Origin of the sequence: Pseudonocardia tropica, from assembly GCF_040105315.1 — a bacterium.
Taxonomy (GTDB): Bacteria; Actinomycetota; Actinomycetes; order Mycobacteriales; family Pseudonocardiaceae; genus Pseudonocardia; species Pseudonocardia alni.
This window is the reverse complement of sequence record NZ_JBEDNP010000003.1, coordinates 43,368-62,144: the sequence shown is the minus strand read 5'-3', so window position 1 is coordinate 62,144 and position 18,777 is coordinate 43,368. Positions and strand designations below refer to the sequence as shown.

The 18,777-nt window shown below is 74.4% G+C and carries 13 protein-coding genes; 6 read left to right on the top strand and 7 right to left on the bottom strand.

The features are described from left to right. Positions 1–247: 247 nt before the first annotated feature. Positions 248–712, top strand: coding sequence for an SRPBCC family protein (locus WHI96_RS05785; RefSeq protein WP_345642139.1), 465 nt, complete (start codon positions 248–250; stop codon positions 710–712). A gap of 9 nt (positions 713–721) precedes the next feature. Here the strand turns inward: WHI96_RS05785 and WHI96_RS05780 are convergent, their stop codons facing one another. After that, entirely contained in the window at positions 722–1,483 is a 762-nt protein-coding gene (locus WHI96_RS05780) for an IclR family transcriptional regulator (RefSeq protein WP_345642136.1), read from the bottom strand. 127 nt (positions 1,484–1,610) lie between these two features. On the opposite strand from WHI96_RS05780, the gene WHI96_RS05775 reads away from it, so the two are divergent. From WHI96_RS05775 to WHI96_RS05765, 3 genes are read left to right on the top strand one after another with little or no spacing between them, the layout of a single operon-like run. Then, positions 1,611–3,080: an aldehyde dehydrogenase family protein gene (locus WHI96_RS05775; RefSeq protein WP_345642132.1), complete on the top strand. Its 1,470-nt coding sequence runs from the start codon at positions 1,611–1,613 to the stop codon at positions 3,078–3,080. A gap of 42 nt (positions 3,081–3,122) precedes the next feature. Next, on the top strand, positions 3,123–4,679 hold the full coding sequence (locus tag WHI96_RS05770) for an APC family permease (RefSeq protein WP_345642129.1): 1,557 nt from the start codon (positions 3,123–3,125) through the stop codon (positions 4,677–4,679). After that, positions 4,676–6,232: a GMC family oxidoreductase gene (locus WHI96_RS05765; protein WP_345642127.1), complete on the top strand. Its 1,557-nt coding sequence runs from the start codon at positions 4,676–4,678 to the stop codon at positions 6,230–6,232. The genes WHI96_RS05770 and WHI96_RS05765 overlap by 4 nt, the downstream gene beginning before the upstream one ends. A 9-nt stretch (positions 6,233–6,241) precedes the next feature. Here WHI96_RS05765 and WHI96_RS05760 read toward each other — a convergent pair whose 3' ends face one another. From WHI96_RS05760 to WHI96_RS05750, 3 genes are all read right to left on the bottom strand, one after another. After that, positions 6,242–8,683: a glycoside hydrolase family 3 C-terminal domain-containing protein gene (locus WHI96_RS05760; RefSeq protein WP_345642124.1), complete on the bottom strand. Its 2,442-nt coding sequence runs from the start codon at positions 8,681–8,683 to the stop codon at positions 6,242–6,244. A 29-nt stretch (positions 8,684–8,712) separates the two neighbouring features. After that, positions 8,713–9,495, bottom strand: coding sequence for a helical backbone metal receptor (locus tag WHI96_RS05755; protein ID WP_345642122.1), 783 nt, complete (start codon positions 9,493–9,495; stop codon positions 8,713–8,715). 74 nt (positions 9,496–9,569) lie between these two features. Beyond that, a complete protein-coding gene (locus WHI96_RS05750) occupies positions 9,570–10,469 on the bottom strand; it encodes a LysR family transcriptional regulator (RefSeq protein ID WP_345642119.1) in 900 nt (299 codons plus the stop codon). A 67-nt stretch (positions 10,470–10,536) separates the two neighbouring features. Between WHI96_RS05750 and WHI96_RS05745 the strand changes: the two genes are divergently transcribed. Beyond that, the gene (locus WHI96_RS05745; RefSeq protein WP_345642117.1) at positions 10,537–11,781 is read left to right on the top strand and encodes an MFS transporter; all 1,245 of its coding nucleotides are present in this window, start codon (positions 10,537–10,539) and stop codon (positions 11,779–11,781) included. Positions 11,782–11,788: 7 nt separating this feature from the next. On the opposite strand, the gene WHI96_RS05740 is transcribed toward WHI96_RS05745, so the two are convergent. Both WHI96_RS05740 and WHI96_RS05735 read right to left on the bottom strand, forming a co-directional pair. After that, positions 11,789–12,907 (bottom strand): serine/threonine-protein kinase, encoded by a 1,119-nt coding sequence (locus tag WHI96_RS05740; protein ID WP_345642114.1) that lies wholly within the window; start codon positions 12,905–12,907, stop codon positions 11,789–11,791. Next, the gene (locus WHI96_RS05735) at positions 12,904–13,482 is read right to left on the bottom strand and encodes a hypothetical protein (RefSeq protein ID WP_345642111.1); all 579 of its coding nucleotides are present in this window, start codon (positions 13,480–13,482) and stop codon (positions 12,904–12,906) included. Before WHI96_RS05735 ends, WHI96_RS05740 begins: the two co-directional genes overlap by 4 nt. Before the next feature lie 516 nt (positions 13,483–13,998). Between WHI96_RS05735 and WHI96_RS05730 the strand changes: the two genes are divergently transcribed. Further along, the gene (locus WHI96_RS05730; RefSeq protein WP_345642108.1) at positions 13,999–15,414 is read left to right on the top strand and encodes an MFS transporter; all 1,416 of its coding nucleotides are present in this window, start codon (positions 13,999–14,001) and stop codon (positions 15,412–15,414) included. Between the two features lie 36 nt (positions 15,415–15,450). Here WHI96_RS05730 and icmF read toward each other — a convergent pair whose 3' ends face one another. Next, positions 15,451–18,717, bottom strand: a complete 3,267-nt coding sequence (icmF, locus tag WHI96_RS05725; protein WP_345642106.1) for a fused isobutyryl-CoA mutase/GTPase IcmF — start codon at positions 18,715–18,717, stop codon at positions 15,451–15,453. Positions 18,718–18,777: the final 60 nt, after the last annotated feature.

Genomic DNA, 18,777 nt, shown 5'->3' with positions numbered 1-18,777 from the left:
CGACCGCTCGTCCACGGCGTCCCCGGTCGGTCTCGGTCGTGCACCGCGGCACCTCCGTCGTCGGTGGCGGGCCCGCCCGGCCCGCCCGCGTCGGGAGGAGTGTGCGTGCCGCGCGGTCCCGGCACGGGCGTTCCGGGGAATCCGGCGCGGGTGCTCTCGATCTTGACCGGTCGTCGTGAGACCATCTGCGCCGGTCGGGAGCAGCGGGCCGGGGCCCGCGCGGCGCCCGGCCGGGGAGAGGAGCGTCGTGGTCGGCGTCCAGCGGGTGATGACGGTGTCCACCCCTGCCGAGACGGTGCTCGGCTACCTGGCCGACCACGGGCACAGCGAGATCTGGGACCCGACCGTGCGCTCCAGCACCCGCTCCGACGGGGGCGGCCCGGTCGCGGTCGGCGCCGCCTGGCACACGGTGTCGGTGTGGGGCGGGCGGGAGAGCGAGCTCGACCACACGCTGCAGGAACTCACGGCCTGCCGGGTCGTGTTCGTCGGGGAGAACCCGACCGTCACCGCGACCGAGGAGATCGTCGTCGAGCCCGCCGAGGGTGGGGGGAGCGTCGTGAGCTTCCACGCCCGGGTGCGGCTCAAGGGGCTGCTGAAGCTGGCGGCGCCGTTCCTGCGGCGCGAGTTCGAGCGGCACGGCGACGAGCTGGAGCGCACCCTCCCGCCGGTGCTGGAACGCCTGCAGGGGCCCGCGCCGGCCCCGCCGCCGTAGGCCCGCGGCTCAGCGGTCGCGCCAGAACCCCATGCGACGGCTGATCTCCCGCCCCGCGGCGACGACCTCCGGGGTGATCCGCTCGATCCGGTCGGCCGGGAGCCGGTAGGCGGGCCCGGACACGGACAGGGCGGCCACCACCGCGCCGCCGTGGTCCAGCACCGGTGCGGCGACGGCGTTGAGGCCGGTCTCCAGCTCCTCGATCGACCACGCGTACCCGTGCCGGCGGACCCGGCGCAGCTCCGCGACGAGCGTCTCGCGGCCCTGCTCCGGCACCGTGTCCGGCATCGTCCCCGGATCGTCGAGGACGACCGAGGCGAGCAGCACCTTGCCGCTGGAGGTGTTGTGCATCGGGGTGATCCGGCCGAGCCAGTTGAACGTGGTGACCATCGACGGGCCACGCGCCTGGTCGACGTTCACCGCCCACCCGCGGTCGGGGATGGCGATGTTGACGGTCTCGCCGAGCCGCTCCGCGAGCGCCTCGCAGACCGGGTGGCCCTGGGTGGTGACCTCCAGGCGCTCGGCGACCCGGCCGGCGAGCGGGATCAGCCCGAACCCGAGGCGGTACTTGCCGCGGTCGGCGATCTGCTCGACGAGCCCGCGCTCCTCCAGCGCGCCGAGCAGCCGGAAGGCGGTCGACTTGTGGACCTCGAGCGAGGCCGCGAGTTCGCTGACCCCCGCCTCGCTCCGGTCGGCCAGCAACGTCAGCAGGGTGATGGCCCGGTCGACCGACTGCACCCCGGGCTCCCGTCCGCGCACCGTGTTGCTCATCGCGCAACCCTATCCCGGCATTCGGCACGTCGCCACGCGGGGCGACCGGAAAGCGTGACCGTCTCCCCACGCAAGGACGCCGGGTCCGCGTTTGCACACCGACCCGCCCCCGGTGAAAGCTCGCGCCGTGCCGAGCCTCTACATCGACGGAAGCTGGACCACCGGGTCCGCCGGGACCGCCCCGGTGGTCAACCCCTACGACGCCTCGACGGTCACCGAGGTCGACCAGGCCGGGCCCGACGACGTCGACCGTGCCGTCGCCGCCGCCCGCCGGGCCTTCGACGCCGGGCCGTGGCGACGGACCAGGACCGGTGAGCGCGCCACCCTGCTCGGGCGGATCGCCGACCTGCTGGTCCGCGACCGGGAGAAGATCGCCCGCCTGGAGACCCTCGACACCGGCAAGACGATCGCGGAGGGCCGCCAGGACGTCGACGACGTCACCGCCGTCTTCCGCTACTACGCCGGGCTCGCCGACAAGGACGCCGGTCGGATCGTCGACACCGGCAATCCGGCCGTCCTCTCGCGGATCGTGCACGAGCCGGTCGGTGTCTGCGCCCTGATCACCCCGTGGAACTACCCGCTGCTGCAGCTGTCCTGGAAGGTCGCCCCGGCGATCGCCGCCGGCAACACGATGGTGGTCAAGCCCAGCGAGGTCACCCCGCTCACCTCGATCGCGCTCGTCGAGCTGTGCGAGGAGGTCGGGATCCCGGCCGGGGTGGTCAACATCGTCCTCGGCGACGGCCCGTCGGTCGGCGGCCCGCTCTCCGAGCACGCGGACGTCGACATGGTCAGCTTCACCGGCGGCCTGGCGACCGGCCAGAAGATCATCCGCGCCTCGGCCGAGACGGTGAAGCGCACCGCCGTCGAGCTGGGCGGGAAGAACCCGAACATCGTCTTCGCCGACACCGACTTCGAGCTCGCCGTCGACTACGTGATGCTCGCGGTGTTCCTGCACTCCGGGCAGGTCTGCTCCGCGGGCGCCCGGCTGATCATCGAGGACTCGGTCGCCGACGCCGTCGTCGACGAGGTGGTGCGCCGCGCGCAGCTGATCCGGCTCGGCAACGGCCTCACCGACGGCGTCGAGGTCGGGCCGCTGGTCTCCGCCGCGCACCTGGCCACGATCGAGGACTTCGTCGCGGCCGCCCGCGCCGAGGGCGCCACGATCCGCTGCGGCGGCGCCCGGCCGGACGACCCCGAGCTGGGGAAGGGCTACTTCTACCTGCCGACGGTCATCACCGACCTCGCCCCGGACTCGCGGCTGATCCGCGAGGAGACCTTCGGCCCGCTGCTGACCGTCGAGCGGTTCACCACCGAGGAGGAGGCCGTGCGGCTCGGTAACGACACCGCCTACGGCCTGGCCGGAGCGGTGTTCACCGCCGACATGGGCCGCGCCCACCGGGTCGCCTCCGCGCTGCGCCACGGCACCGTCTGGATCAACGACTTCCACCCGTACTTCCCGGGCGCGGAGTGGGGCGGCATGGGCCGGTCCGGCAACGGCCGCGAGCTGGGCCCGACCGGGCTGGCGGAGTACCAGGAGATCAAGCACGTCTGGACCAACACCGCCCCGGTGCCGCAGGAGTGGTTCTCGGGCCGCTGAGGCCGCCATGACGACGCGACGCAACGGCACAGGAGGTCGACGATGACGGTTCCCGGACCGGCCCGGCGGGACCGCTCCCCGGATGCCGACGGCGACGGGGGAGGGCTCGCCGAGTTCGGCTACAGCCAGACCCTCGACCGCAGCATCGGCAAGTTCGCCAGCTTCGCGGCCGGGATCAGCTACATCTCGATCCTGACCGGCACGTTCCAGCTGTTCTACTTCGGCTTCGGCACCGGCGGCGCGGCGTACTGGTGGTCCTGGCCGATGGTGTTCGCCGGCCAGTTCATGGTGGCGCTGTCGTTCGCCGAGCTGGCCGGGCGCTACCCGGTCGCCGGGTCGGTCTACAACTGGTCCAAGCAGCTGGCCGGGCCGACCGTGTCCTGGCTGGCCGGCTGGATGATGTTCACCGCCTCGGTGGTGTCGCTGTCGGCGGTCGCGCTGGCCGCGCAGCTGACGTTCCCGCAGATCTGGTCGGGCTTCCAGCTCGTCGGCGACGCCTCCGACGCGGGCGACGCCGCGGTCAACGGCGTGCTGCTCGGCGCGATCCTCATCGTGCTCACCACGGTGATCAACGCGGTCGGGGTGAAGCTGATGGCGCGGATCAACTCGACCGGGGTGTTCATCGAGCTGATCGCCGCCGTCGTCATCGTCGTGGCGCTGCTGCTGAGCATCCGCAACCCGGTCTCGGTGCTGTTCGAGACCCCGGCCCCGGCGGCGGGCGGCGGCGGGTACTTCGGCACGTTCCTCGTCGCGGCGCTCGCCTCGGCCTACGTGATGTACGGCTTCGACACCGCCAGCTCGCTCGGCGAGGAGACGGTCGACCCGCGGCGCACCGCCCCGGCGGCGATCCTGCGCGCGGTCGTCGCGTCGTTCGTGCTCGGCGGGCTGATCCTGCTCGGCATCATCCTGGCCGCACCGGACCTGGCCGACCCGCGCCTGGGCAGCAAGGACGGCGGCGGGCAGCTCGTGCTGCTGGAGGTCGCCGGCGGCACGATCGGCCGGGTCTTCCTGATCACGATCAGCATCGCGGTGATCGTCTGCCTGCTCGCGGTGCACACCGCGGCGATCCGGCTGATGTTCGCGATGGCCCGCGACAACGCACTGCCCGCCGGCTCGGTGCTGGCGCGGATCGATCCGAAGCACAAGACGCCGGTGGTGCCGGCGATCGTCGTCGGGGTGGTCGCGATCCTGATCCTGGTCGCGAACGTCGGCGTGCCCGAGGTCTTCACCGCGGTCACCAGCGTCGCGATCATCATGATCTACATCGCGTACCTGCTGGTCACGGTGCCGATGCTGGTGCGGCGGCTGCGCGGGCAGTGGCCGGACGAGGGCCAGAAGGGGTACTTCTCGCTGGGGCGCCTCGGCCTGCCGGTGAACGTGCTGGCGGTGCTGTGGGGCGCGGCGATGGCGATCAACCTGGCCTGGCCGCGCGAGGAGGTCTACGGCGCCGGGTGGCTGCGGTTCGTCGCGTTCCTGTTCATCGGGGTCGTGGCGCTGGCCGGGCTGGCGTGGTTCCGGCTGCGCGGCCGGCACGGGCTGGGCTGCCTGCCCGAGCACCGGGCGAAGGAGATCGAGCAGGGCATGGGGGAGACGGCGTGACCGACCGGTTCGACTACATCGTGGTGGGGGGCGGCTCGGCGGGCTGCGCGCTCGCCGCGCGGCTCTCGGAGGACCCGTCGGCGCGGGTGCTGCTGCTGGAGGCCGGCCCCTCCGACGTCGGCGACCCGAACATCCTGCGGCTCACCGACTGGATGGCGCTGCTCGACTCCGGCTACGACTGGGACTACCCGGTCGAGCCGCAGGAGCGCGGCAACTCCCACATGCGCCACGCCCGGGCGAAGGTGCTCGGCGGCTGCGGCTCGCACAACTCCTGCATCGCCTTCTGGACCCCGCGGGAGGACCTCGACGAGTGGGCCGCGTCCGGCCTGACCGGATGGTCCGCCGACGAGTGCTGGCCGCTGATCCGGCGCCTGGAGACCAACGACGGCGACTGGGACGGCCACGGCCGCTCCGGCCCGGTCCACCTCATGCAGATCCCCGCGAAGGACCCCTGCGGCGACGCCGTGCTGGCCGCCGCCGCACAGGTCGGCATGCCGACGGTGCGGTTCAACGAGGGCCGCACCGTCACCGACGGCGCCGGGTACTTCCAGATCAACTCCTTCCCCGACGGCACCCGGGCCTCGGCGTCGGTGTCCTACCTGCACCCGATCCTGGGCTCGCGCCCGAACCTGGAGGTGCGCACCGACTGCTGGGCCTCGCAGGTGTTGTTCGACGGCACCCGCGCCACCGGCGTCGAGTACCAGCGGGGGATCGGCCCGGGCCGCGAGACCGCGCACGCCGGACGCGAGGTGATCCTCTCCGCGGGGGCGATCGACACCCCGAAGCTGCTGATGCTCTCGGGCATCGGCCCGGGGGAGCACCTGCGCGAGTTCGGCATCGAGGTCCGCTCGGACCTGCCCGGCGTCGGCTCGAACCTCGACGACCACGTCGAGGGCCTGGTCTTCTGGGACGCCGCGAAGCCGATGGTCACCGAGTCGACCCAGTGGTGGGAGATCGGGCTGTTCCACCGCACCGACCCCGCCCTGGACCGGCCGGACCTGATGATGCACTACGGCTCGGTGCCGTTCGACATGAACACGCTGCGCTGGGGCTACCCGACCACCGACAACGGGTTCTGCCTCACCCCGAACGTCACCCGTGGCCGGTCCCGGGGGACCGTGCGGCTGCGCACCCGCGACTTCCGGGACCGGGCCCGGGTCGACCCGCGCTACTTCACCGACCCCGAGGGCCACGACATGCGGGTGATGACCGCGGGCATCCGGCTCGCCCGCCGCATCGCCGAGCAGCCGGAGCTGAAGGAGTGGATCGCCGCCGAGCTGGCGCCGGGCCCGGACGCCGTCACCGACGACGAGCTCGCCGACTACGTCGGCAAGACCCACAACACCGTCTACCACCCGGCGTGCACGGCGCGGATGGGCACCGACGACGACCCGGGCGCCGTCCTGGACCCGCAGCTGCGGGTCCGCGGGGTGCGCGGCCTGCGGGTCGCCGACGCGTCGGCGATGCCGTTCCTGCCGGCGATCAACCCGAACATCACCACGATGATGATCGGGGAGAAGTGCTCGGACCTGGTGCGCGCCGCGCACGCCTGACCGGACGCCTCACCCCTGCGCGGCGACCTCGACGTCGGCCTGCAGCGGGGTGTCGGTGACCGAGAACCCCAGGTGCAGGGTCCAGGTGCCGGGCTCGGTGGCCCAGGTGGCCCCGGCCCGGTGCCGGAACGCGCGCCGGGACACCGGGACGGTGACCGTCGTCGTACCGGGGGCGGCGTCGACGACGGCCCACCCGGCCAGCCACCGGGCCGGGCGCTCGACGTCGCTCCCACGTCGCGAGAGGTAGGCCTGCACGACCTGGCGCCCGGTCCGGGTGCCGGTGTTGGTCAGGGTCACGGTGACCTCGACGCCGTCCGGCGACCACGGGCCGGTCGTCGCGTCGTCGAGGGTCCACGTCGTGTACCCGAGGCCGTGGCCGAACGGGTACGCCGGCGTCTCGCCGTGGCGCAGCCAGTTGCGGTGCCCGACGTGGACGCCCTCGTCGTAGCGCAGGACCCCGTCGGCCGGGACGCCGGAGAGCACCGAGCGCTCCTCGCCCGTCGCCGGCCAGGTGGTGGGCAGCCGCCCGCCCGGCTCCGCGGCGCCCAGCAGCACGTCGGCGACGGCCTCGCCGAACCGCTCCCCGCCGAACCAGCCGAGCAGGACCGCGGCGACCTCGTCGCGCCAGGGCAGCAGCACCGGCGAGCCGGAGTTCACGACGACCACCGTGCGCGGGTTCGCCGCGGCGACCGCCCGCACCAGCGCGTCCTGGTGCCCGGGCAGCGCCAGGGTGGACCGGTCGAAGCCCTCGCTCTCGATCCGGTCGTTCGTGCCCACCACGACGACGGCGACGTCGGACTCCCCGGCCAGCGCGGCCGCGGCGGTGATCTCGGCGTCCGGGTCGGCGACCGCGGTCTCGGTCCCGACGGTGACGGCGACCAGCGCCATCCCGGCCTCCTGCCCGGACGGGCGGAACCGCAGCACCAGGTCGACCGGCCCGTCGGTGGTGACCCCGGCGGTCACCGACGGTGCCTCGAAGATCGCCGCGCCGGGCCCCTCGTCGCCGGTCAGGACGCCCTCGGTGTCGAGCACGGTGGTGCCGCCCGCGTCGAGCGTCAGGTGCCCGACGGCGGCCGCGCCGATCCGGTGCTCCCCGGCCGGGGCGTCCCAGCGCAGGGAGATCTCGACGTGGTCGGCGCCCTCGGGGATCTCGGAACCCATCCAGATCAGCGAGGCGCCGAGGCGGTCCTCGGCGCGCAGCTCGGCGCCGTCGGCGTCGCGGAACACCGCGCGCAGCCCGGGGCCGCCGGTGACCGGGTTGGTGATGCGGCCGGGGTCGAACGGCTGGACACCCTCGGCGACCTGCGCGCCCAGCCGGTACCGGACGCGGTCCCCGCCGAGCACGGCACGCAGCCCCTCCAGCGGGGAGACGACGGCGGCCGGCCGCACGGTGGCGCTGCCACCGCCCTGGGTGCGGGCGAGCTCCGCGTTGTGGCCGAGCACCGCGACCGTGCCGAGGGTGGCGGCGTCCCACGGCAGCTCACCTGTGTTGCGGACCAGGACGCTGCCCGCGGCGGCGAGCTCCCGGGCGACGGTGGGCCCGTCCTCGGCCGCCGGGGCGGCGACGGGCGGGGCGCCCACGCCGTCCAGCGCGCCGACCCGGGCGGCCAGGCGCAGCAGCCGCCGCACCTTGTCGTCCACCGTGGCCTCGGCGACCCGGCCGTCGCGGACGGCGGCGACGAGCCGCCCGCCCCAGGCGCCCACCGGGCCGGGCATGACCAGGTGCTGCTCGGCGTTCGCCGAGGCCTCGGTGGTCCGGACCGCGCCCCAGTCGGACACGACCAGCCCGTCGAAGCCCCACTCGCCGGTCAGCGGCTCGGCGAGCAGCGGGTTCTCGCTCATGGTCGGCCCGTTGACGGCGTTGTAGGCGGACATGAGCGCCCAGGCCCCGGCCCGCGTGACGACCGGCTCGAACGCCGCGAGGTACAGCTCGTGCAGGGTGCGCTCGTCGACCCGGTTGTCGACGGTGAAGCGCTCGGTCTCGGCGTCGTTGGCGACGTAGTGCTTCGGGGTCGCGGCGACGCCGCGGGACTGCAGCCCCGCCACGTAGGCCGCGGCGAGCTCGCCGGTCAGCAGCGGGTCCTCCGACAGCGACTCGAAGTGCCGGCCGCCGAACGGGCTGCGGTGCAGGTTGATCGTCGGGCCGAGGACGACGTCGGCGCCCCGGCGGCGGGCCTCCGCGCCCAGGGCCGAGCCGTAGCGGCGGGCCGCGGCCGGGTCCCAGGTCGCGCCCAGCGCCGTCGACGACGGCAGCGACAGCGACGGGGTCCGCTCGTCGAAGCTCTCCCCGCGGACTCCCGACGGGCCGTCGGACAGCACCATCCGGCGCAGCCCGACCGACGGCTCGGCCGGGGTGGACCAGAAGTCGGCCCCGGTCAGGAGCCGGACCTTCCGCTCCAGGTCGAGCCGGACGATGAGCGTGGTGATCAGGTCCTCGTCGACGGGCGCCATGCGCCCGACCGTACCGACGCCGGGGAAGGTCAGCGGGCCGGACGACGCGCGTCCGCCAGCGCCCCGGGCAGCTCCCGCGCCGCCGCCAGCAGGCTCGGGCCGTACCAGGTCAGCAGCCGCCCGCTGACCAGCACCGACGGCGCGTCGAACGCCTCCGGGCCGTCCTCGGCGGTGAACCGGTACGGCTCGTCGGGCAGCACGACGAGGTCGTGGTCGGGCAGGTCGGCGGGGTCGAAGCGGGGGTAGCGCTCCGGGGAGCCGTCCAGGACGTTGACCACGCCGAGCCGGTCCAGCACGGCGCTGGTGAAGGTGTCCGAGCCGACGGCCATCCAGGGCCTGCGCCAGATCGGGACCACGGCCCGGCGACGGTCGCGGGCGGGCTCGACCGCGGCCCACAGCGCACGGGCCTCGCGCAGCCAGTCCGGCTCGTCCAGCCCGCACGCGGCGAGCATCCGGCCCAGCGAGGCGAGCCCGCCGTCGACGTCGCGGATGTCGGTCACGTACACCGGCAGGCCCGCGGCGCGCAGCGCGTCGAGGTCGGGCGGCCGGTTCTCCTCCTGGTTGGCGACGACCAGGTCCGGTGCCAGCGCGACGATCCGCTCGACGTCGGGGTTCTTCGTGCCCCGGACCCGTTCCGCGCCGAGGTCGCCGGGGTGGGTGCACCAGTCCGTCGCGCCGACCACGATGCCGGGCGCGGTCGCCTCCAGCGCCTCGGTCAGCGACGGCACGATCGACACGACCCGCCGCACGGTGCCCGGGACCGGGACCTCGCGGCCCTCGTCGTCGACCGGTGCCGCAGTCCGCGCAGTCATGGGGCCGACCGTAACCCGCGGGCCGGAGGACCGGCGGCCGAGCGTGCCCCGGCCGCCGCGCCGCAGACCCCGGCTCACCCGCGGTCGGCCAGCCACCGCGGCCCGTGCGCGACGACGAACGCCCGCAGGTCCCGCACCGGCGCCGTCGGCCGCGGGTCGGCCGCGTGGACCATCCCCAGCGTCCGCACGGTGTGCGGGCTGCGCACCGGCACCTGCACCACCCCCGGAACGTCCGGCCCGGCCGGGAGCAGCGCGACACCCAGCCCGGCCCCGACCAGGCCGCGCAGCGTCGCCGTCTCCCCGCCCTCGAACGCCCGGCGCGGGCGGAACCCGGCCTGCGCGCACCACGACCCCACCACCCCCTGCAGCCCGTAGCCGCGGGCGAACAGCAGGAACGGGTCGTCGGCGACCTCGGCGAGGTCCGCGGTTCCCGCGCCCGCCAGCCGGTGCCCGGACGGCACCGCGAGGCGCAGCTCCTCCTCGGCCAGCGGGGTCGCGACCAGACCCGGCTCGTCGGGCATGGGGGAGGTGAGGGCCAGGTCGACCCGGCCGTCGCGGACCCGTTCCAGCAGTGCCGCGTGCGGCACCTGCACCAGCTCGATCCGCACCCGCGGGTGGTGCTCCCGGAACTCCCGCAGGATGCCCGGCACCGCGGTGGTGCCCAACGTCGCGAGGAAGCCGAGCGCGACCCGGCCGGTGACCGGGTCGGCGTCGCCCGCCAGCTCGGCGACGCCCGCACCGAGCTCGGCCAGCGCGGCCTCGGCCCGTGGCAGCAGCGTCCGTCCGGCCGCGGTCAGCGCCAACCCGCGCCCGGCCCGCCGGAACAGCGCGACGCCCAGCTCGTCCTCCAGCCGGGCGATCGCCCGCGACAGCGTGGGCTGCGGGACCCCGATCCGCTCCGCGGCGCGGGTGAGGTGACCGTCGCGCGCGACCGCGACGAAGCGGTGCAGCGCCGGCGCCAACGACTCATGCATCAACGTATGGTAGATCGGCGAAGCATGCATTGGACGCATGCGAGACCGGCACCTACGGTCGTGTGCGATGACAACGACCGAGCGTCCCCCGGCTCCGACCGCCACCCGGCCCGCCCCGCCCCACGAGCGCGGCACCCCCGGCTACCGGCGGCTCGGCATCGCCCTGTGGCTCTCGGGTCTGGCGACGTTCGTGCTGGTCTACAGCGTGCAGGGACTGCTGCCGACGCTCTCGGCGGAGTTCGGGGTGTCCTCGTCCACGGCCGGCCTGGTGCTGTCGGCGACGACCGGCACCCTCGCCCTCGCCGTACTGCCGCTGGCCGCGCTCACCGAGTCCCGGGGCCGCGCGCGGGTCATGACCTGGGCGCTCGCGGCCTCGGCGGTGCTCGCGCTGCTCGCCCCGCTGGCGCCCACCTTCGAGACGCTCGTCGTCGTCCGCGGGCTGCAGGGCGTGGCCCTCGCGGCGCTGCCCGCCCTGTCGATGGCCCACCTCACCCACGAGGTCGCGCCGCGGCACCTCGGCGGCGCGGTCGGGCTGCTCATCGCCGGCAACACCCTCGGCGGGCTGTCCGGGCGGCTCGTCGCGTCCTGGGTCGCCGAGCTCGGCGGCCGGCGGGCCGGGCTCGCCGCCGTCGGCGCGGTCTCGGTGCTCGCGACCGTCGCGTTCCGGTTGCTCCTGCCGCCCGCCACGGCGCCCGCCCCGGCCCGCACCCGGCTGCGCGACCTCGGCGGACCGCTGCGCCGCCACCTCACCGACCCGGGCCTGCTCTGCCTGTTCGGGATGGCGTTCCTGCTGATGGGCGCGTTCGTGACCGTCTACAACTACCTCGGGTTCCGGCTGCTGGCCCCGCCGTTCTCCGTGCCCGGCACCCTGGTCGGACTGGTGTTCCTCGGCTACCTCGCCGGCAGCTGGGCCTCCACCGGCGCGGGCAGGCTGGGGGACCGGTTCGGGCGCCGCCCGGTGCTGTGGGTGGCGACGCTGGTCGCACTCGGCGGGATCTGGGTGACCCTGCCCGACCTGCTCCCCACCACCCTGGCCGGGCTGCTGCTGGTGACCGTCGGCTTCTTCGGCGCCCACTCGGTCGCCAGCTCCTGGGTGGGGCGGCGCTCGGCGATGCTGCCCGGCGCGGTGCCGGCCCAGGCGTCGTCGCTCTACCTGGTCGGCTACTACGCCGGGTCCAGCATCGGCGGCGCCGTGGGCGGGATCGCCTACGACCACGCGGGCTGGGCCGGGGTCACCGGCTACGTCAGCGCGCTGCTGCTCGGGGCACTGGCGCTCGCGCTGGTCCTGCGCCGCACCCCGGCCCCGTCCTGAGCCCGGCTCAGAACAGCAGGAGGGCCGCGACCGCGCCGAGCAGCAGCAGCGCGGCCAGCACCAGCAGCAGCGCACCGGCCCCGCGACGGCGGTCGGCGGCGGCACCGTCGTCGTTCTCGACCTCGGCCAGCGTGCTGTCCAGCGCGTGCGTCCCCGCCTCGTCCCCGGGTGCGGCCGGTGCCGCCGTGGCGGTGCCGTCACCGGCGGGCAGCTCCCGGGTGCCGACCGGCGGGGGAGCCGGGTCGCCGTGCACCGCGCGCAGCCGGGCGGCGAGTGCCGCGGCGTCGCGCGGGCGCCGGTCCGGGTCCTTGGCCAGGGTCTGCAGGAGCACCTCCTCCAGCGCGGGTGGGACGTCCGGGCGCAGCGACGAGGGCCGCGGCGGCGTCTCCCGCAGGTGCGCCACGACCACCGCGAGCGGGTCGGCGTCGGTGAACGGCGGCCGCCCGGTGAGCGCGGTGAACAGGCAGCAGGCCAGCGCGTACAGGTCCGCCCGGCCGTCGAGGTGCGCGGCGCCGCGGCCCTGCTCGGGGGCCAGGTAGAGCGGGGTGCCGATCACGTGCCCGGTCCGGGTGCGCCCGGCGCCGTCGCCGAGGCGCGCGATGCCGAAGTCGGTCACGACGACGCTCCCGTCCGGGCGCAGGATGATGTTGCCGGGGGTGACGTCGCGGTGCACCACCCCGGCCCGGTGCGCGGCGGCGAGCGCCTCGGCCACGGCCGCCCCGATCCGGGTCACCTCCTGCGGCTCCAGCGGGCCGGTCCGCCCGATGCGCCGGGCGAGGGTCTCGCCCTCGACGTAGGACATGACGACCCAGGCCGTGTGCCCGGTCGTGCCGGTGTCGTGCACGGTGACGACGCCGGGGTGGTCGATCGCGGCGGCGGCGCGGGCCTCGTCGCGCAGCCGGGCGACGTCGCCCGGGTCGCCCGCGCGCACCAGCAGCTTCACCGCGACCGGGCGGTCCAGCTCCCGGTCGTGGGCCAGGTGCACCGTCGACATCCCGCCCCGGCCGAGCACGTGGCGCAGCTCGTAGCGGCCGCCCACCACGTCACCCGCGCCCGGCAGGCCGGCCGGGATCTCGTCGGTGCGCTCCGGCCCGGCCGCGCCCGGCAGCTCGGCCGTCCCGCTCACGACGCCGGCAGTGTCCGCTGCGTGCTCTCCGGGTGCCCGGCGCCGATCAGCTCGTCGAACAGGTAGCCGTGGTCCAGCATCGCCTTCCGCAGCGACTCGGTGTCGGCGTCGTCCTCGGCGACGGCCACGGCGTGCGCCGCGCGGTAGTGCCCGACCAGGTCGGGGTGGTCGACCGAGATCATCTCCTCGCGCTCGGAGAAGTGCTCGACCGGGTAGCCGCGGGTGCGCATCACCTGCTGCAGCAGCAGGTCGGTGTCGCGCAGCCCGGCCCGCGGGGTGCGGACGAAGGCGTTCTGCGCCCCGGCGAAGTCCCCGGCGAACCGCTCGCGCTCGTCCGCGTCGAGGTCGCGCACGTCCAGCTCCCGGCGCCGGCTCAGCCGACGGCGCAGCTCGGTCTCGCCGCGGTCCTTCCCGCCGGACTGCTCGACGACGTGGTCGTACTCCCGCCCGAAGTGCCGGCGCAGGGCGGCGGTCCGCCGGCGGCCGCGCACCCGGGACCCGACCACGAGGGCCAGACCCAGCACGACCAGCACCACGACGGCGACGACGACCCACAGCATGACGTCCGGTGACATCGGTGTTCCCCCTCCGGGACGAGACCCGTCCGAGCAGCATCCCGCCCCGCCGGCGATCACGCGCGGTGAGCACGGGCAGGTCCCTCCGCATGGAGGAGTGAGGCTCCGGACCGCGGGGCGCGCTGCTCCGTCCGCGCACGCAGGCGGGCGACACGCCGGGAGCGGGTGCTCCGGGCGGGTGGAATCGTCTCCGGAACGGGAGGACGTCCGTCCGTTTCGTCACCCGTGCGGAGCACACCCCCGCCGTCCGGCACGCTCCGCCGTCTGCCACGGTGGAGAAGCCCCCAGCACCCCAGCAGCACCCCGGGAGGACCCGATGAAGAAGGCCGGTCGCACGCTCTCCAAGGCCGCCGAGTCGTTCGTCGAGGCCATCGGCATCCTCGGCGGGTGGAACCGCGGGCGTCGCCGGAGCCGGTCCCGCCGCTGACGCCGGCGGGCGCTGCCACCGCCCGACTGTTTAGCTTGTGGTAAGCACATCATGTCCGGTTCCTCCGGGAAGACAGGTGTGCCCACCACGTGACCGACGCCGCCCACGACACCCACCGCCCGACCGGGGACGGCCCCGCCGGGCCTCCCGGCGACGACCCGCTGCCCCGGCGCGTGCCGGTCTTCGCCGTCGTCGGCCTGGCGCTGCTGATGTTCTCCCTGGACGGGACGTCGGTCGCCACCGCGCTGACGACGATCAGCGGCGACCTCGGCGCCGACCTGGCCTGGACCGGCTGGGTCGTGACCGTCGCCGCGGTCGGGCAGATCCTGGCGCTGCCACTGGGCGGGTGGCTGTCCGACCGCTTCGGCGGCCGGCGGATGTTCCTGGCCGGGGTCACCGTGTTCACGGTGATGTCCGGGCTGAGCGCGCTCAGCCCCTCCATCGGCGTGCTCATCGCCTGCCGGCTGGTGCAGGGCCTCGCCGGCGGCGTGATGCTGCCGGCCGCCAACGGGATCGTCGCCCACCAGTTCGGCCGTGACCGGGACCGGGCGCTCGCCCTGTTCACCAGCGTCTTCCCGATCGGCGCGATCCTCGGGCCGCTGGTCGGCGGGCTCGTGCTCACCACCTGGACCTGGCACGGCATCTTCCTGGTGAACGTGCCGATCGGGATCCTGCTCGTCGCCGTCGGGCTCGCCCTGGTCGACGACCCGCCGCACCGGCGGACCGCGCGGATCGACGCCGTCGGGATCGCGCTGCTCGTCGCGACCCTGCTCGCCACGATGCTCACCATCACCCGGCTCGGCTCGCCGGGCTCGGGGCCCGGCTGGACCGTCCTGGCCGGTGTGGTCGCGCTGACGGCGGGTGCGGTGTTCGTCCGGCACGCCCGGCGTCGGCCCGACGCGGTCGTCCCGGTACACCTGCTCGCCGGGCGCGGCCTGGGGATCATGAACGTCACCAACGTCGTCTTCGGCGCCGTGGTGATCGGGTTCTCGGCGACCCTGCCGCTCTACGCCCAGGTCCGCTACGACCTGCCCGCGTTCGTCGCCGGGGCGCTGCTGACCGGCCGCGCGATCGGCACCATCGTCACCTCGGCGGCCGCGGTCGCGCTGCTGCGCCGGCTGGGCTTCCGGCCGCTGCTCCTCGGCGGGCTGGTCGCCGTCGTCGCCGGGCTGGTGGTCACCGCGGTCGCGCCCCCGTTCGGCGGACCCACGGTGTGGCTGCTCGCCGGCTCCACCCTGCTGGGGCTCGGCACGGGGCTCTCCGGACCGGCCGCCAACAACGCCGGCATGCACCTGGTGCCCGACGAGGTCGCCGCGGTGTCCGGGTTGCGCATCATGTTCCGGCAGATGGGCGGCATCGCCGCGGTGTCGGTGCTGACCGCCGCCGTCACCGCCGCCGACGACCCGGGCGTCGCCGCCGGGATCGCCTACGGGGTGCTGGCGGTGGCGCTCGCCGCGGTCGGTCTGGCGGCCGCACGGATCCCGAACCGGCGCGGCCGCTGGTGAGCGGGGCGGGACCGGACGGACCGGCCCCGCCCGCCGTCACATGTTGCGCCGGTACTGTCCGCCGACCTCGAAGAACGCCGTCGTCAGCTGACCCAGCGAGCACACCCGCGCGGCCGTCATCAGCTCGTCGAACACGTTGCCGTCGCCGGTCGCGACGTCCTGCAGCCGGCGCAGCGCCTGCTCGGCCTCCGTGCGGTGGCGGGACTGGAAGTCGGCGAGCCGGTCGAGCTGGGACTGCTTCTCGGCCTCGGTGGCGCGGGCCAGCTCGATCTCCTGGTGCGCCTCGTCCGGGTCGGCCGGCTTGAGGAAGGTGTTGACGCCCACGATCGGCAGCTCACCGGTGTGCTTGCGGTGCTCGTAGAGCATCGACTCGTCCTGGATCCGGCCGCGCTGGTAGCCGGTCTCCATCGCCCCGAGCACGCCGCCGCGGTCCGCGATCGACTCGAACTCGCGCAGCACCGCCTCCTCCACGAGGTCGGTGAGCTCGTCGACGACGAACGAGCCCTGCAGCGGGTTCTCGTTCAGCGACAGGCCCCACTCCTTGTTGATGATCATCTGGATGGCCATCGCGCGGCGCACCGACTCCTGCAACGGCGTGGTGACCGCCTCGTCGTAGGCGTTGGTGTGCAGGGAGTTCGCGTTGTCGTAGAGCGCGCAGAGCGCCTGCAGCGTGGTGCGGATGTCGTTGAAGTTCATCTCCTGCGCGTGCAGGGACCTTCCCGAGGTCTGGACGTGGTACTTCAGCTTCTGGGAGCGCTCGTTGGCCCCGTAGCGCTCCTTCATCGCGACCGCCCAGATGCGGCGGGCGACCCGGCCGATCACGGTGTACTCGGCGTCCATGCCGTTGGAGAAGAAGAACGACAGGTTCGGGGCGAAGTCGTCGACGTCCATCCCGCGCGCCAGGTAGCTCTCGACGAAGGTGAACCCGTTCGCGAGGGTGAAGGCGAGCTGGCTGACGGGGTTCGCCCCGGCCTCGGCGATGTGGTAGCCGGAGATCGAGACGGAGTAGAAGTTGCGCACCTGGTGCGCGATGAACCACTCCTGGATGTCGGCCATCATCCGCAGCGAGAACTCGGTGGAGAAGATGCAGGTGTTCTGGCCCTGGTCCTCCTTGAGGATGTCGGCCTGCACCGTGCCCCGGACGTTCGCCAGCGCGTAGGCGACCAGCTCCTCGCGCTCACCCTCGTCGGGCTCGCGGCCCTGCTCGTCGCGGAACCGGTCGACCTGCTGGTCGATCGCGGCGTTGAGGAAGTAGGCGAGGATCGTCGGCGCCGGGCCGTTGATCGTCATCGACACCGAGGTCGTCGGCGAGCACAGGTCGAAGCCGTCGTAGAGCGCCTTGAGGTCGTCCAGGGTCGCGATCGAGACGCCCGAGGTGCCGACCTTGCCGTAGATGTCGGGGCGGGTGTCCGGGTCGTGGCCGTAGAGGGTGACCGAGTCGAACGCCGTCGACAGGCGCTTGGCCTCCGAGCTCTCCGACAGGTACCTGAACCGCCGGTTGGTGCGGAACGGGTCGCCCTCGCCGGCGAACATGCGGGCCGGGTCCTCGCCCTCCCGCTTGAACGGGAACACCCCGGCGGTGAAGGGGTAGAAGCCGGGCAGGTTCTCCCGGCGCAGGAAGCGCAGCAGCGCGGCGTCGTCGTCGAACGTCGGCAGCGCGACCCGGCGCACCGGGTTCCCGGACAGCGTCTCGCGGGTCAGCTTCGTGCGGAACTCCTTGTCCCGCACGGTGTAGACGTACTCGTCGCCGGAGTAGTCCGCGACCCGCGACGGCCAGGACCCCAGCAGCTCGGCGGACTCGGCGGGGACCTCCTTCTCCGCGGTCCGCAGCGCCTCGTCGAGGTCGTCGCCGCCGACCAGCTCGGCGGCGGTGCGCAGGTGCTGCGCGGTACGGGCCGCCCGGGCGTGGGTCTCGGTGTCGGCGTGGTACTCCCGCACCGCGCCGGCGATGTCGGCGAGGTAGCGGACCCGCTCCGGCGGGATGACGGCCGCGTAGTCGCTGGAGGTCTTGGTGTCGACGCGGGGGAGACGCCCCTCGCCGACGGTCAGCCCGCCCTCGGCGAGCAGGTCGCGCAGGTGCTGGTAGAGCGCGGTGACGCCGTCGTCGTTGAAGGTGGCGGCCGAGGTGCCGTAGACCGGCATGTCCTCCCAGGTCGCGCCGAACTCCTCGCGGTTGCGGACGAGCTGGCGTCCGACGTCGCGGCGGGCGTCCTCGGCGCCGCGGCGCTCGAACTTGTTGATCGCGACGACGTCGGCGAAGTCCAGCATGTCGATCTTCTCGAGCTGGGACGCGGCGCCGAACTCCGGCGTCATCACGTACAGCGAGTGGTCGACGAACGGGACGATGCCCGCGTCGCCCTGGCCGATGCCGGGCGTCTCGACGACCACCAGGTCGAACCCGGCGGAGCGGAGCACCGCGATGGTGTCGCCGAGCCGCTCGGGCAGCGAGCCGCCGTCGTTGCCGCGGGTGGCGAGGCTGCGGAAGAACACCGGGCCGTGACTGCCTCCTGCGCCGGCGGGCCCGGAAGACAGCGCGTTCATCCGGATGCGGTCGCCGAGCAGCGCGCCGCCGCCCTTGCGCCGGGTCGGGTCGACCGCGAGCACCGCGATGCGGAGCTTGTCCTCCTGGTCGAGCCGGAGCCGGCGGACCAGCTCGTCGGTCAGCGAGGACTTGCCGGAGCCGCCGGTGCCGGTGATGCCGAGGACCGGCACGGGGCGCTCGGACGCGGCGACGCGCTCGCGGACCTCGTCGGGCAGGGTCCCGGTCTCGGCCTGGGTGAGCGCCCGGGCCAGGGTCGCGGTCTCGCCGGAGAACAGCCCGTCGTACGACGACGGCGGCTCGGCGGCCAGGTCCGTGTCGCACTCCCGGATCATGATGTTGATCATCCCGGGGAGGCCCAGGTGCTGGCCGTCCTCGGGGGAGAAGATGCGCGCGACGCCGCGGGAGTGCAGCAGCTCGATCTCCTCGGGGACGATCACGCCGCCGCCCCCGCCGTAGACCCTGATGTGGCCGGCGCCGCGCTCGCGCAGCAGATCGACCAGGTAGGAGAAGTACTCGACGTGCCCGCCCTGGTAGGACGAGATGGCGACGCCCTGCACGTCCTCCTGGATCGCGGCGGTCACGACCTCGTCGACCGAGCGGTTGTGGCCGAGGTGGATGACCTCGGCGCCCTGGCGCTGCAGGATCCGGCGCATGATGTTGATGGCGGCGTCGTGCCCGTCGAACAGGCTGGCCGCGGTCACGAAACGGACCGGGTGCGTGGGGACGTGCAGCTCGGCCTGTGCGGCCGTGTCCGTGCTCATCGGCGACGTACCTCCCGCCGGGCGGACGGCGGTGTCCCGGCCGGTTTAGTTTGACATCCT

What these genes read in the sequence shown, in the direction of transcription:
- WHI96_RS05780 (WP_345642136.1), bottom strand. Translation starts at nt 1,483, where the DNA reads ATGAGCAACACGGTGCGCGGACGGGAGCCCGGGGTGCAGTCGGTCGAC.
- WHI96_RS05770 (WP_345642129.1), top strand. Translation starts at nt 3,123, where the DNA reads ATGACGGTTCCCGGACCGGCCCGGCGGGACCGCTCCCCGGATGCCGAC.
- WHI96_RS05760 (WP_345642124.1), bottom strand. Translation starts at nt 8,683, where the DNA reads ATGGCGCCCGTCGACGAGGACCTGATCACCACGCTCATCGTCCGGCTC.
- WHI96_RS05755 (WP_345642122.1), bottom strand. Translation starts at nt 9,495, where the DNA reads ATGACTGCGCGGACTGCGGCACCGGTCGACGACGAGGGCCGCGAGGTC.
- WHI96_RS05750 (WP_345642119.1), bottom strand. Translation starts at nt 10,469, where the DNA reads ATGCATGAGTCGTTGGCGCCGGCGCTGCACCGCTTCGTCGCGGTCGCG.
- WHI96_RS05745 (WP_345642117.1), top strand. Translation starts at nt 10,537, where the DNA reads ATGACAACGACCGAGCGTCCCCCGGCTCCGACCGCCACCCGGCCCGCC.
- WHI96_RS05735 (WP_345642111.1), bottom strand. Translation starts at nt 13,482, where the DNA reads ATGTCACCGGACGTCATGCTGTGGGTCGTCGTCGCCGTCGTGGTGCTG.
- icmF (WP_345642106.1), bottom strand. Translation starts at nt 18,717, where the DNA reads ATGAGCACGGACACGGCCGCACAGGCCGAGCTGCACGTCCCCACGCAC.